Source organism: Burkholderia sp. YIM B11467 (assembly GCF_052952715.1).
Window position 1 is genome coordinate 303,640 of record NZ_JBQVSQ010000009.1, and the last position, 13,861, is coordinate 317,500.

Here is a 13,861-nt window from a genome sequence, read left to right on the forward strand (position 1 = left end):
AATGGTCGGGTTAGTGCGCCACGGCGGCTGCGCCGTGCTCGTCGATCAGGTGGCCCGTGTAGAAGCGGTCGAGCGCGAACGGTGCGTTCAGCGGATGCGGTTCGTCGCGGGCGATCGTGTGCGCGAACACCCAGCCCGAGCCGGGCGTCGCCTTGAAGCCGCCGGTGCCCCAGCCGCAGTTGAAATAGAGGCCCTTCACGTCGGTCTTGGTGATGATCGGGCACGCGTCCGGCGACACGTCGACGATGCCGCCCCACTGGCGGTTCATCCGCACGCGCGAGAACACCGGGAACATCTCGACGATCGCCTGCAGCGTGCTTTCGATGATGTGGAAGCTGCCGCGCTGGCCGAAGCCCGTGTACTGGTCGATGCCCGCGCCGATCACGAGGTCGCCCTTGTCGGACTGGCTGATGTACGCGTGCACCGCGTTCGACATGATCACCGAGTTGACGACCGGCTTGATCGGCTCGGACACCAGCGCCTGCAGCGGGTGGCTCTCGATCGGCAGACGCACGCCAGCCATGTCGGCGAGCGTCGTCGTGTTGCCGGCCGCGACCACCGCGACCTTCTTCGCCTTGATGAAGCCCTTCACCGTATCGACGCCGACCACCGCGCCGCCTTCACGACGAATACCCGTCACCTGGCAGTTCTGGATGATGTCGACGCCGGCGCGGTCCGCGCCGCGCGCGAAGCCCCAGGCCACCGCATCGTGACGCGCGACGCCCGCGCGACGCTGGATCGATGCGCCGAGCACCGGGTAGCGGCTGTTCAGGTTGATGGTCGGCTCGATTTCCTTGATCTGCTCGGGCGTCAGGAACTCGGCGTCGACACCGTTCAGCCGGTTCGCGTTCACGCGGCGCTCGGTGTCACGCACGTCCTGCAGCGTGTGCGCGAGGTTCATCACGCCGCGCTGGCTGAACATCACGTTGTAGTTCAGGTCCTGCGACAGCCCTTCCCACAGCTTCATCGCCTTCTCGTACAGCGCGGCCGATTCGTCCCACAGATAGTTCGAGCGCACGATCGTCGTATTGCGCGCGGTGTTGCCGCCGCCGATCCAGCCCTTCTCGAGGATCGCGACGTTCGTGATCCCGTGTTCCTTCGCGAGGTAGTACGCGGTCGCGAGGCCGTGGCCGCCGCCGCCGACGATCACGACGTCGTATTCCTTCTTCGGTTCCGGGCTCTTCCACTGCTTTTCCCAGTTCTCGTGATACGAGAGGCCGTTGCGGAACAGGCTGAATATCGAGTAGCGGCTCATGATGATTGACCCTTCGTTAGCATTCGATGACGTTCACGGCGAGACCGCCGCGCGACGTTTCCTTGTATTTCGTCTTCATGTCGGCGCCGGTCTCGCGCATCGTCTTGATCACGGAATCGAGCGACACGTAGTGCTGGCCGTTGCCCTTGAGCGCCATGCGCGACGCGTTCAGCGCCTTGATCGCGCCCATCGCGTTGCGTTCGATGCACGGGATCTGCACGAGCCCGCCGACGGGGTCGCAGGTCATCCCGAGGTTGTGCTCCATGCCGATCTCGGCCGCGTTCTCGACCTGGTCGGGCGTGCCGCCCATCACGGCCGCGAGCGCGGCGGCAGCCATCGAGCACGCGACGCCCACTTCGCCCTGGCAACCGACTTCCGCGCCGGAGATCGACGCGGTTTCCTTGTAGATGATCCCGATCGCCGCGGCCGTCAGCAGGAATTCGACGATGCCGGCTTCGTTCGAGCCCGGCACGAATTTCACGTAGTAATGCAGCACCGCGGGAATCACGCCGGCCGCGCCGTTGGTCGGCGCGGTCACGACGCGCCCGCCCGCCGCGTTCTCCTCGTTGACGGCCATCGCGTACAGGTTGACCCAGTCGAGCATCGACAGCGGGTCGCGCAGCGACTCTTCCGAACGCGCGCGCAGGCGGCCGTTCAGCTCGGCCGCGCGGCGCTTCACGCGCATCGGGCCCGGCAGCTCGCCCTCGACCTTGCAGCCGCGCTCGACGCACGCGGCCATCGTGCGCCAGATCGCGAGCAGCCCGGCGCGCACTTCGTCGGCGGGGCGCAACGCGGATTCGTTGCGCAGCATCAGCTCGGCGATCGACAGCCCGTGTTCGCGGCACTGCCGCATCAGGTCGTCGCCGGTGCGGAACGGATAAGGCACCTCGACCGCCGCGCGCACGCCGTTCACGCGATCGCCGTCGCGGTTCACGACGAAGCCGCCGCCGACCGAGTAATACTCTTTCTCGACCAGCAGCTGGCCGTGTTCGTCGAACGCCTGGAAGCGCATCCCGTTCGGGTGCACGATGCTCGTGCCGCTCATCAGCTTGCGATAGAAGCCGATGTGCTCCTTTTCCTCGAAGCGGACCGTCTGCTTGCCGAGCAGCGACAGCGACTTCTCCGCGCGGATCGCGGCGAGCCGCGGCTCGATCAGGTCGGGATCGATCGTGTCGGGCAGGTGGCCCTCGAGGCCGAGCAGCACGGCCTTGTCGGTGCCGTGGCCCTTGCCGGTCGCGCCGAGCGAGCCATACAGCTCGATCCGCACGCGGCGCACGAAGCCGAGCAGGTTCGCGTCCTCGACGTGCGACGCGAAGCGGCACGCGGCGATCATCGGGCCGACCGTATGCGAACTGGACGGGCCGATACCGATCTTGAACAGGTCGAACGCGCTGACGTTCATCTGGCTGCCTTTGCGCTTTCACGCGTTAAGTGACGTTGATTGGACGCCAGTACACCAAAGCGTAAAATTGGCCGATAGAACAAAAACGGCATCGACGTGGGATATCGCCGCCAAGCACCGTACCGGCCGGCCCGAAAGTGCGTTTTGGCGATGGTTCGCGACGGAAAACCACAAGTCCGGCCCGGGCCGATCGGCGACGCTGGCTTCATCCGCGCCGCCTCGGCAGCCGTACCCGCAAACAGAGTGAAACGAGTGAGACCGCCTGCCCGGCGTGACGAGATTGGCCGCGATGACACCCGACGTACCCGCTTCCCCCCTCGCAGAACCCGCGCCGCGGCGCATCCGCTTCGGCATCGTGCTGCTGCCGAACTTCACGCTGACGGCCTTCTCGGGCTTCGTCGACATGCTGCGGCTGTCGGCCGATGACGGCGACTACAGCAAGCCCGTGCGCTGCGCGTGGAGCGTGATCGGCGAGACGCTCGCGCCGGTGCGCGCGAGTTGCGGGATCCAGATCACGCCGTGGGAAACGTTCGACGCGGCCGAACCGTTCGACTATGTGGTCGTGGTCGGCGGGTTGCTGCATTCGGGGCCGCAGGCCGGCGCTGAAACGCTCGACTTCATCCGCCGCGCGGCAACGGGCGGCGCGACGGTCGTCGGCATCTGCACCGGCGTGTTTACGCTGATGCGCGCCGGCGTGCTCGACGGCTACCGCACCTGCGTGAGCTGGTTCCACTACTGGGATTTCATCGAACGCTTTCCGAACGCCGATCCGGACCTCCTGATCGCCGACCGGCTGTTCGTGATCGACCGCCGCCGGATCACCTGTTCGGGTGGTCGCGCGTCGATCGACGTCGCCGCCGCGATCCTGCTGCGCCATTTCGATCACGCGACCGTGCAGAAGGCGCTACGCATCCTGCTCGTCGGCGAGATGCAGAAAGGCAATGCGCCGCAGCCCCATCCGCCGGGCCTCGAACCGGCGACGCACCCGAAGGTGAAGCGCGCGATTCTCCTGATGGAACAACATGTCGGGCGCACGCTGCCGCTCGAGGAGCTTGCGTGCAAGCTCGACCTGTCGACGCGGCAGCTCGAGCGCCTGTTCAAGGCCGAGACGGGCAAGAGCCCGCAGGCGTTCGCGAAGCAGGTGCGGTTGCGCACCGCTGCGTGGCTGCTGACGAGTTCGGACCGGACCGTCGCCGATATCGCGTCAAGCTGCGGGTTCGCCGATGCGTCGCACCTCGGGCGCGAATTCCGCAAGCAGTTCGGCGTGCCGCCGGCGGCCTATCGGGAGCGCGGCGGTGAAGTCGTGGAAGCCGGCGACGCGCCGGACGCGGCGGCCGCCCCCGTCGAGGACATCGCCGACTGATGGCCGCGGGCACCTGCCCCCTTTTCCGATCGACCGTAGAACGACGCACGATCGCGTCGATTTCGGTGTTGATGGAACCGGTACCAGATGATTTGACCGACGTTGTCCTCCATTAACCGAGGGTTATCCCGGATGCTGATGCACATTCAAATTTGTATGATGACCACATCACCTTACAAACCAGAGCATCATGTTCGAGAAAATTCCCGCCCGTGCGATGAGCGACCATGTCGCGCAGCAACTGCTCAAGCAGATCGAAGCCGGCAGTTTCTCGGCCAGCGGCAAGCTGCCGACCGAAGCCGTGCTCGCGCAGGAATTCGGCGTGAGCCGCACCGTGATCCGCGAGGCGATCTCGCGGCTGAAGAACGAAGGCGTGGTCGAGCCGCGTCAGGGCAGCGGCGTGTTCGTGAACCAGCATGGCGCGATCCGGCCGCTGCGGATCGACTACGCGGAAGCGGTCGAGGCGAGCTCGCTGCCGCACCTGCTCGCGGTGCGCCGCGCGATCGAGGCTGAAGTCGCGGCCGAAGCCGCGCTGCACCACACCGCCGACGACATGGCCGACATCGACGACGCACTGCGCAAGATCGACGATGCGGTGGCCGAAGGGCGCGACGGCGTCGCGGAAGACGTCGCATTCCACCGCACGATCGCGGCCGTCACCGGCAACCCGTATTTCCTGAAGACGCTGCAGTTCCTGAACCAGTACCTCGAAGCCGGCGTGAAGGTCACGCGGCGCAACGAAGCGACGCGCGAGGACTTCTCGCGCCAGGTGCGCGAGGAACACGCGGCGATCGCCGACGCGATCCGTGCGCGCGACCCGATGGCGGCGCGCAACGCGGCGCGCACGCACATGTACAACGCCGCCCGCCGACTCGCGGAAGCCGGCATCTGCTGAAGCCGGCGGCCGCCGCCAAACCCGGCGCCGCCGTTGTCCCGAACCTTCCCCCGAATCGATCAAGGTTGACCATGTCACGAAATGTTGGAGTCATCGGCCTCGGCGCGATGGGCCTCGGCGTCGCCCGCTCGCTGCTGCGCGCCGGCCTGCGCGTGCGCGCGTGCGACGTGCGCGACACCGTGCTGCAAGCGTTCGCCGCCGAAGGCGGCATTGCCTGCGCGACGCCGGCCGAACTCGGCGCGCAGTGCGACGTCGTCGTCACGCTCGTCGTCAATGCCGCGCAGACCGAAACGGTGCTGTTCGGCGAGCACGGCGCGGTCGCGGCGATGAAGCCGGGCGGCGTCGTGATCGCGAGCGCGACGGTCGCGCCCGAATTCGCGGTCGCACTCGGCGCGCGGATCGAGGCTGCCGGCCTGCAGATGCTCGATGCGCCCGTGTCGGGCGGCGCCGCGCGCGCGGCGTCCGGCGAGATGACGATGATGACGTCGGGCCCGGCCGCCGCGTACGCGGGCTGCGAGGACGTGCTCGCCGCGATCGCCGGCAAGGTCTATCGCCTCGGCGACGCGCACGGCATCGGCTCGAAAGTGAAGATCATCAACCAGCTGCTGGCCGGCGTGCATATCGCGGCGGCGGCCGAGGCGATGGCGCTGGGCCTGCGCGAAGGCGTCGATGCCGACGCGCTGTACGACGTGATCACGCACAGCGCCGGCAATTCGTGGATGTTCGAGAACCGCGTGCCGCACATCCTGAACGGCGACTACACGCCGCTGTCGGCCGTCGACATCTTCGTGAAGGATCTCGGCCTCGTGCTCGATACCGCGCGCCGCAGCAAGTTCCCGCTGCCGCTGTCGGCCACCGCGCACCAGATGTTCATGAGCGCGTCGAGCGCCGGCCACGGCGGCGAGGACGATTCCGCCGTGATCAAGACCTTCCCCGGCATCACGCTGCCGCCCGCCCGCTGATTCGAACGACGTTCCTGCCATGACCGCTTCCGCTTCCCGTCCCCTGCTCGGCTGCATCGCCGACGATTTCACCGGCGCGACCGATCTCGCGAACATGCTCGTCAAGAGCGGCATGCGCACCGTGCAGACGATCGGCGTGCCCGCCGACGGCGCCGCGCTCGACGCCGACGCGATCGTCGTCGCGCTGAAGTCGCGCACGATCCCCGCGGCCGACGCCGTCGCGCAATCGCTCGCCGCATACGAATGGTTGCGCGCGCAAGGGTGCCGGCAGTTCTTCTTCAAGTACTGCTCGACGTTCGACTCGACCGACGCGGGCAACATCGGGCCCGTCGCCGACGCGCTGCTCGACGCGACCGGCGGCGGTTTCTCGATCGCGTGCCCGGCATTCCCCGAGAACGGCCGCACGATCTATCGCGGCCACCTGTTCGTCGGCGACGTGCTGCTGAACGAATCGGGGATGGAGAACCATCCGCTCACGCCGATGCAGGACGCGAACCTCGTGCGCGTGCTGCAACGCCAGACGAAGTCGCCGGTCGGCCTGATCCGCTACGACACGATCGCGCTGGGCGCGGCCGCCGTGCGCGCGCGGATCGACCAGCTGCGCGCGGAAGGCGCGCGCTTCGCGATCGCCGACGCGCTGTCGGACCGCGATCTCTACGTACTCGGCGAAGCATGCGCGGGCCTGCCGCTCGTCACCGGCGGCTCGGGCGTCGCGCTCGGCCTGCCCGCGAATTTCCGCCGCGCGGAATTGCTGCCCGAGCGCGACAACGCGGCCGCGCTGCCGCGCATCGACGGGCTATCGGCCGTGCTCGCCGGCAGCGCGTCGAAAGCGACCAACGCGCAGGTCGCCGCATGGCGCGCGACGCGACCGAGCTTCCGTATCGATCCGCTCGCGGCATCGCGCGGCGAGCCGGTCGTCGATCAGGCGCTGGCCTTTGCACGCTCGCACCTGCCGCAGCCCGTGCTGATCTACGCGACCGCGACGCCCGACGAAGTGAAGGCCGTGCAGCAAGCGCTCGGCGTCGAGGCGGCCGGCCATCTCGTCGAAAGCACGCTCGCGGCGATCGCGCGCGGCCTGCGTGAGCTCGGCGTGCACAAGTTCGTCGTCGCCGGCGGCGAAACGTCCGGTGCGGTCGTGCAGGCGCTCGACGTGAAGTCGCTGCAGATCGGCGCGCAGATCGATCCCGGCGTGCCGGCGACGCTCACCATCGACGCGCGGCCGCTCGGCCTCGCGCTGAAATCCGGCAACTTCGGCACGACGGACTTTTTCGACAAGGCGCTGCGCGCGCTGGACGGAGCCGCACGATGAGCCACGAAGCGAAATTGCGCGAAGAGATCTGCGTCGTCGGTGCGAGCCTGTACGCGCGCGGCCACGCGGTCGGCAGCGCCGGCAACATCAGCGCGCGCCTGCCCGACGGCTGGCTGATCACACCGACCGATGCGTGCCTCGGCCGGCTCGACCCGAACGACATCGCGAAGGTCGGTGTCGACGGCCAGCCCGTATCGGGCGGCAAGCCGTCGAAGACACTCGCGCTGCATCGCGGCATCTACGCGCGCAATGCCGACGCAAACGGCGTCGTCCACACGCATTCGACGCACCTCGTCGCGCTGACGCTCGCGGGCGTATGGCGAGACACCGACGTGCTGCCGCCGATCACGCCGTACTACGTGATGAAGGTCGGCCACATTCCGCTGATCCGTTATCGCCGCCCCGGCGACCCCGCCGTCGCGGCCGAAGTCGCGGCGCTCGCCGACCAGGTGCGCGGCGTGCTGCTCGACCGCCTCGGCCCGGTGATGTGGGGGCCGTCGGTGTCGCACGCGTCGTATGCGCTCGAGGAGCTCGAGGAAACGGCACGGCTGTGGCTGATGACGAACCCGAAGCCCGAGCCGCTTTCCGACGCGGCGCTCGACGAATTGCGCGTGACCTTCGGCGCGCGCTGGTAACGCGTCGCATACCGATTCCCATGCCCGCCGTGTGCGCGGGCCCTTCCGTCAGCACACACAAACGATCCGGCGGCCTACGCGCCACCGGCACACGACATCATTGGAGACGACGATGACTGCTCTCGACGCGGCCGCAAACCGCTCGCCCGCCGCGCCCGCCCACTCGGCCGAACTCGACCGCACCTACAAGAAAGTGTTCTGGCGCATCGTGCCGTTCCTGATGCTCTGCTACGTGGTCGCGTATCTCGACCGCGTGAACGTCGGCTTCGCGAAGCTGCAGATGTCGCAGGATCTCGCGTTCAGCGAAACCGTGTTCGGGCTCGGCGCGGGCATCTTCTTCCTCGGCTATTTCCTGTTCGAACTGCCGAGCAACCTGCTGATGCACCGCCTCGGCGCGCGTATCTGGATCGCGCGGATCATGATCACGTGGGGCCTGCTGTCCGCGTTGTTCGCGTTCGTGAAGACGCCGACGCAGTTCTACGTGCTGCGCTTCCTGCTCGGCCTCGCGGAAGCCGGTTTTTATCCCGGCGTGATCCTGTACCTCACGTACTGGTTCCCGTCGCATCGCCGCGCGAAGATCATCGCGGTGTTCATGTCCGCGATTCCCGTGTCGGGCATCTTCGGCAACCCGCTGTCGGGCTGGATCATGGAGCGCTTCCACGGCGGCTCGGGTTTCCACGGCTGGCAATGGATGTTCATGATCGAGGCCGTGCCGGCCGTGCTCATCGGCATCGCGACGATCCTGTATCTCGACAACAGCATCCGCGGCGCGAAGTGGCTCGACGAGCGCGAGAAGCAGCTGCTCGAAGACGAAATCGCCGCGCAGCCGCAGGAACAGGGGAAGCACGGCCACTCGCTGAAGGCCGTGTTCTCGGACCCGCGCATGTGGTGGATGTCGCTGATCTACTTCGCGTTCGTCACCGGCCAGTACGGGCTGACGTTCTGGATGCCGACGCTCGTGAAATCGACCGGCATCACCGATACGCTGCAGATCGGCCTGCTGTCCGCGATCCCGTTCCTCGTCGCGATCGTCGTGATGAACCTGTTCGGCCACAGCGCGGACAAGCGCCGCGAACGCCGCTGGCACCTGATCGTGCCGGCGCTGATGGGCGCGGTCGGGTTTGCGGTCGCCGCGTCGTACTCGCACAATACGGCGGTGTCGATCGTGTTCCTGTCGCTCGCGGCGGGCGGCGTGCTGACCTGCGCACCGCTGTTCTGGTCGCTGCCGACCGCGTTCCTCGCGGGCTCCGCGGCCGCTGCCGGAATTGCCATCATCAACTCGGTCGGCAACCTCGCCGGTTTTGCGAGCCCGTACGTGATCGGTTACCTGAAGGACGCCACGCACAGCACGTCGTCCGGCATGTACGTGCTGGCGGCCATGCTCGTGATCGGCGCGATCGCCGTGTGGCTCACGCCCGCGAAACTCGTGAACCGCTGAGCCACCGAGCCGCCATTCGACGCGGGGCGCCTGCCGCCCCGCCCCATTCATTCACAGGACCGCTGCCATGCCACGCTTCGCCGCCAACCTCTCGATGATGTACAACGAGCACGCGTTCCTCGAACGCTTCGCCGCTGCCGCCTACGACGGCTTCAAGGCCGTCGAGTACCTGTTCCCGTACGACTTCGCCGCCGAGGACATCCGCGCGCGCCTCGACACGCACAACCTCGAACAGGCGCTGTTCAACGCGCCGCCCGGCGACTGGGCCGCGGGCGAACGCGGCATCGCGGCGCTGCCGGGCCGCGAGGACGAGTTCCGCCGCGGCATCGACCAGGCGCTCGACTATGCGCGCGTGCTCGGCAACCGGAAGCTGCACGTGATGGCCGGCATGGTCGCGCCGGGCGCCGACCGCGCGCGCCATCGCGACACCTACCTGTCGAACCTGCGGCATGCGGCGCAGGCCGCCGCCGCGCACGGCGTCACGATCCTGATCGAGCCGATCAACCAGCGCGACATGCCCGGCTATTTCCTGAGCCGCCAGGACGACGCGCAGGCGATCTGCGCGGAAGTCGGCGCGCCGAACCTGAAGGTGCAGTTCGACTGCTACCACTGCCAGATCGTCGAAGGCGATCTCGCGATGAAGCTCAAGCGCGATTTCGCGGGCATCGGCCACATCCAGATCGCGGGCGTGCCCGAGCGCCACGAGCCGGATCTCGGCGAACTCAACTACCCGTATCTGTTCGAGCTGATCGACGCGCTCGGCTACGACGGCTGGATCGGCTGCGAATACCGCCCGAAGGCCGGCACGTCCGAAGGACTCGGCTGGGTCAGACCGTACCTGTAATTCACGTATTCCGAATAGGGCAACCAACATGAAAGTACTGATCACCGGCGGTGCCGGCTTTCTCGGCCAGCGTCTCGCGCGCAAGCTGCTCGAGCGCGGCGAACTGACCGGCCCCGACGGCCGGATCGCGAAGATCGACGAGCTGGTGCTGCTCGACGTCGTCAAGGGCAGCGATTTCGGCGACGCGCGCGTGACGTCGATCGTCGGAGACATCGCCGATCGCGCGGTGCTCGACAGCGCGATCGACACGCAGACGGGCGCGATCTTCCACCTCGCGGCGATCGTCAGCGGGCAGGCCGAAGCCGATTTCGATCTCGGCATGCGGATCAACCTCGACGCATCGCGCACGCTGCTCGAAGTGTGCCGCGCGCGCGGCCACCAACCGCGCGTCGTGTTCACGAGCTCGGTCGCGGTCTACGGCGGCACGCTGCCCGACGTCGTGCAGGACGACACCGCGCTGAACCCGCAATCGTCGTACGGCGCCGAGAAGGCGATCGCCGAACTGCTGCTGTGCGACTACGCGCGGCGCGGTTTCGTCGACGGCCGCGTGCTGCGCCTGCCGACGATCAGCGTGCGGCCCGGCCGCCCGAATGCGGCCGCGTCGTCGTTCGCGAGCGGCATCATTCGCGAGCCGCTGAACGGCGAGGAAAGCGTGTGCCCAGTGCCAGGGTCGACGCGGCTGTGGCTGCTGTCGCCGCGCGGCGCGATCGACGCGCTCGTCGCGGGCTGCGAGATCGACAGCGCGAAGCTCGGCAACAAGCGCGTGATCAACCTGCCCGGCCTGTCGGTGTCGGTCGACGAGATGATCGCGGCACTGCGCGAAGTAGCAGGCGACGACGTCGTGAAACTGATCCGCCATGCGCCCGACGAGCGTGTCGAGAAGATCGTCGGCAGCTGGCCGGGCCGGTGGGACACGACGCGCGCGGAAGCGCTCGGGCTGAAGGGCGACACGTCGTTCGCGGATGTGATCCGCAGCCACATCGCCGACGAACGGCACTGATTCACGCACCGCCGGGCCGCGTCAGCGCGGCCGGGCGGATTCCCCGATGCGCAGCGACGCGCGTTTCGTTTCGCCCGGCCGCTTCGCGGAACCGGCCGCCCACTGCCACGCCAGCAAGCCCGGCAGATAGAACAGCAGATCGCGCACGCGGCGGGCGCCGGCCAGCGCAAGACAGGTCGGCGGGTCGAACCCGAGCAGCCCGCCGATCAGCACGAACCCGCCCTCCTGCACGCCCAGGCCACCCGGCATCAGGAATGCGATGCTGCTGACGAGCTGGATCAGCGCCTCGATCGCGAGCGCCTGCGCAAAGGTCGGATCGGCGCCGAGGAAATACAGCGCCAGCCAGATTTCCAGCGCATACCCGATGAACTGCAGCGTCTGCCAGATCGCGAGATAACGCACGACGATGCCGGTCTTTCTCCAGATCATCCGGATCGACTGATCGGTGCGCGCCGATTCGCCGACCAGCGCCACCACCTTGCCGCTCGTGAGGCGGTTGAGCGCGCGCGTCGCGCGTTCGAACGGCCGCGCATGCTGCACCAGCGCGAACAGAAGCAGCACCGGCACCAGCGCGGCCATGCCGATGGCGAGGTTCGCGGCCACCCGCGCGGCATCGGACGACACGCGTTCGAGCACGTAGGCGATCGCGATCAGCGCGAACACCAGCTGGCTGATCAGCGTCAGCTGCATGTCGGCGACGAGGCTGGCCACGGCGGTCGCCGGGCGCACGCCCGCCTGCCGCAGCAGGCTGAACGACACGATCTCGCCGCCGATCCGCGCGACCGGCAACAGCCCGTTGATCGATTCGCGGATCCAGACGAGCTTCAGCATCGTCGCGAACGACGGGCGACGCGGGCCGCGGATCAGCATCCGCCAGTCCCACGCATTCGCAAGCATCGGCAGGATGTGAGCCAGCGCGGCGAGCAGCAGCCCGGCGCCGGCGATCTGCAAGCGGTGCAGGATCTCCAGCGGATGCTCGCGCCAGATCAGCCACACGGCGAGCGCCAGCCCGCCCAGCGCGGCCGCACGCCCTGCATGCCGCAGCCGTGCTTCGTGGCGGGCGGACTGTCGATCCGCGTCGGTGTCCGTTTCCGTCGTCATGATTCGCTCGCGGGCGACAGCAGGCCTTCCCGGTCGACGCGAAAGCGCGTGCCGCGCCACACGACATGCGACGAGAAGAAGCTCGACACGAAGACCAGGAACTGCAGCAGATCGACGAACGGCAACCAGGCCACGCCGCGCAGGCCGGCACCGGTCGCACGGCTCGTTTTCAGCATCAGCAGCGCGCGCGCGGCGAGCGCCGCGACCGTCAGCGCGCAAGCCGCGATCGTGCCGCCGGAGAACAGCAGCGCCAGCAGCGCGAGCGGCAGCGGGTGCATCAGCACCGAACCGGCATGGCCGAGCCGGTCCGCCGCGCGGATCGTGCAGCTCCAGCGCAATTCGTGTGCGTACAGCTTGGCGAAGGTCTCTTCGACACACGCATGCCCGACCACGAATGGCGGAATGACGACCTGCGCCCCCGCCTGCCGCACCGCTTCGCCGAGCGCGTGATCCTCGGCCAGGTGATGGGCGAAACGCGTGAGCCCGCCGATGCGTTCGAGCGTCGCGCGCGTGAACGCAATCGTCTGGCCAAAGCAAGGACGCGCGCGCCCGAGAAAGAGCCCGGTGATCACGCCCGGCAGGAAATGGTAGTTCGTCATCGCGACGGCGACACCGGGCCAGAAGCCCGGCGATGCGATGCCGCGATACACGCTCGTCACGATGCCGACATCCGGCTGCTGTAGCGCGCCGACGACGGCGCGCAAATAATCGCGCTCGACCACCACGTCGCTGTCGGCCAGACAGAGCACCGAATACTCCGCGTGTTCGAGCATGTTCACGAGATTGGCGATCTTGCGGTTCGGCCCGTACAGCCGCGCATCGGCGACGACCTTGATGTTCGCGTCCGGGTAGCGCGCCCGCAGCGCCTCGACGGCCGCGAGCGCCGCGTCGCCCGCATCGTGCACGCCGAACAGGTGCTGGACCGGCCCTGGATAATTCTGGACGAAGAAGCTTTCGAGATGGTGTACGAGATGCCATTCGTCGCCGTGCAGCGGCTTCGCGACGGTGACGCCCGGATATTCGCGCGGCTCCGCCGCCGCCCGGGAAAAGAACCTGCCGACCAGCACACTGGCCGTGACCGTGTATGCAATGCCCAGCAACACGCCCAATCCGCAGACGATCGACATTACCCCGGCCAGCGCGTGCAGCACATGCAGCAAAATCATGCTTCTCCCCAGTGGTGACCCGTACGGCCGTTATGCCCCGGACGGCCGCACACACGCGGGATCACCCGTGCACGCTGCCGTATCGATTCCCGTTGAGCCGGATGTGAAGGACGACCAAGCGACGATACGCGCAATCAGATGACACGACTACCGTGCGGCGATCGATTCCTGTCATACGCACGTATCCGCACGCGAGCGCGGCCCTGAACGCCGCATCGGCAAGCTTGCGGGCCGAAAGGATCGCGGTTGCGACCGCGACGACGGTCCATACGCGAAATGTCATCGTGGTGAAAAACGCTTCGGGTACGCGCAACGCGAGTAGCGACACCAGCACGAAACATTGAATCAGCATGCCGGCGAGCGCGGCGATCAGCAGGTGGGCGCGCCATCGCTCGATCGTCGAGGGTGCCATCAAGAATGAACCTCCCGTGCAGGCGACCCGAATCGATCTGAAATCAAACTGAAGGGTCGCGGATTCGTGGGCCAGTGCG

The 13,861-nt window shown here is 67.7% G+C and carries 13 protein-coding genes; 8 read left to right on the plus strand and 5 right to left on the minus strand.

The genetic code is table 11. From position 1 onward, the window contains the following. Positions 1-10: 10 nt before the first annotated feature. On the minus strand, positions 11-1,255 hold the full coding sequence (locus tag ACTRWB_RS28595; RefSeq protein ID WP_048242597.1) for a sarcosine oxidase subunit beta family protein: 1,245 nt from the start codon (positions 1,253-1,255) through the stop codon (positions 11-13). 16 nt (positions 1,256-1,271) lie between these two features. Next, positions 1,272-2,657, minus strand: a complete 1,386-nt coding sequence (locus ACTRWB_RS28600; protein ID WP_129515707.1) for an L-serine ammonia-lyase — start codon at positions 2,655-2,657, stop codon at positions 1,272-1,274. Positions 2,658-2,946: 289 nt separating this feature from the next. Between ACTRWB_RS28600 and ACTRWB_RS28605 the strand changes: the two genes are divergently transcribed. The 8 genes from ACTRWB_RS28605 to denD all read left to right on the plus strand — a co-directional run bounded on the left by ACTRWB_RS28605 (position 2,947) and on the right by denD (position 11,103). Next, complete coding sequence (locus tag ACTRWB_RS28605) at positions 2,947-4,020, plus strand: GlxA family transcriptional regulator (RefSeq protein WP_446903826.1); 1,074 nt, start codon at positions 2,947-2,949, stop codon at positions 4,018-4,020. A gap of 190 nt (positions 4,021-4,210) precedes the next feature. Continuing rightward, entirely contained in the window at positions 4,211-4,915 is a 705-nt protein-coding gene (locus ACTRWB_RS28610) for a FadR/GntR family transcriptional regulator (protein ID WP_412023809.1), read from the plus strand. A gap of 71 nt (positions 4,916-4,986) precedes the next feature. After that, positions 4,987-5,877: an L-threonate dehydrogenase gene (ltnD, locus tag ACTRWB_RS28615; RefSeq protein WP_089485102.1), complete on the plus strand. Its 891-nt coding sequence runs from the start codon at positions 4,987-4,989 to the stop codon at positions 5,875-5,877. Positions 5,878-5,896: 19 nt separating this feature from the next. Then, positions 5,897-7,186, plus strand: coding sequence for a 3-oxo-tetronate kinase (otnK, locus tag ACTRWB_RS28620; protein WP_446903827.1), 1,290 nt, complete (start codon positions 5,897-5,899; stop codon positions 7,184-7,186). Beyond that, the gene (otnC, locus tag ACTRWB_RS28625) at positions 7,183-7,821 is read left to right on the plus strand and encodes a 3-oxo-tetronate 4-phosphate decarboxylase (protein ID WP_446903828.1); all 639 of its coding nucleotides are present in this window, start codon (positions 7,183-7,185) and stop codon (positions 7,819-7,821) included. Before otnK ends, otnC begins: the two co-directional genes overlap by 4 nt. A 112-nt stretch (positions 7,822-7,933) precedes the next feature. Continuing rightward, positions 7,934-9,259: an MFS transporter gene (locus tag ACTRWB_RS28630; RefSeq protein ID WP_446903829.1), complete on the plus strand. Its 1,326-nt coding sequence runs from the start codon at positions 7,934-7,936 to the stop codon at positions 9,257-9,259. A gap of 67 nt (positions 9,260-9,326) precedes the next feature. Then, a complete protein-coding gene (gene otnI / locus ACTRWB_RS28635) occupies positions 9,327-10,103 on the plus strand; it encodes a 2-oxo-tetronate isomerase (protein WP_446903830.1) in 777 nt (258 codons plus the stop codon). A 28-nt stretch (positions 10,104-10,131) separates the two neighbouring features. Next, on the plus strand, positions 10,132-11,103 hold the full coding sequence (gene denD / locus ACTRWB_RS28640; protein ID WP_446903831.1) for a D-erythronate dehydrogenase: 972 nt from the start codon (positions 10,132-10,134) through the stop codon (positions 11,101-11,103). 21 nt (positions 11,104-11,124) lie between these two features. On the opposite strand, the gene ACTRWB_RS28645 is transcribed toward denD, so the two are convergent. The 3 genes from ACTRWB_RS28645 to ACTRWB_RS28655 form a co-directional block, all read right to left on the minus strand. Next, complete coding sequence (locus tag ACTRWB_RS28645) at positions 11,125-12,204, minus strand: lysylphosphatidylglycerol synthase domain-containing protein (protein WP_419688624.1); 1,080 nt, start codon at positions 12,202-12,204, stop codon at positions 11,125-11,127. Further along, positions 12,201-13,370, minus strand: coding sequence for a bacteriohopanetetrol glucosamine biosynthesis glycosyltransferase HpnI (hpnI, locus tag ACTRWB_RS28650; RefSeq protein ID WP_446903832.1), 1,170 nt, complete (start codon positions 13,368-13,370; stop codon positions 12,201-12,203). Before hpnI ends, ACTRWB_RS28645 begins: the two co-directional genes overlap by 4 nt. 61 nt (positions 13,371-13,431) lie before the next feature. After that, positions 13,432-13,785, minus strand: a complete 354-nt coding sequence (locus ACTRWB_RS28655; protein WP_446903833.1) for a hypothetical protein — start codon at positions 13,783-13,785, stop codon at positions 13,432-13,434. Positions 13,786-13,861 lie beyond the last annotated feature (76 nt).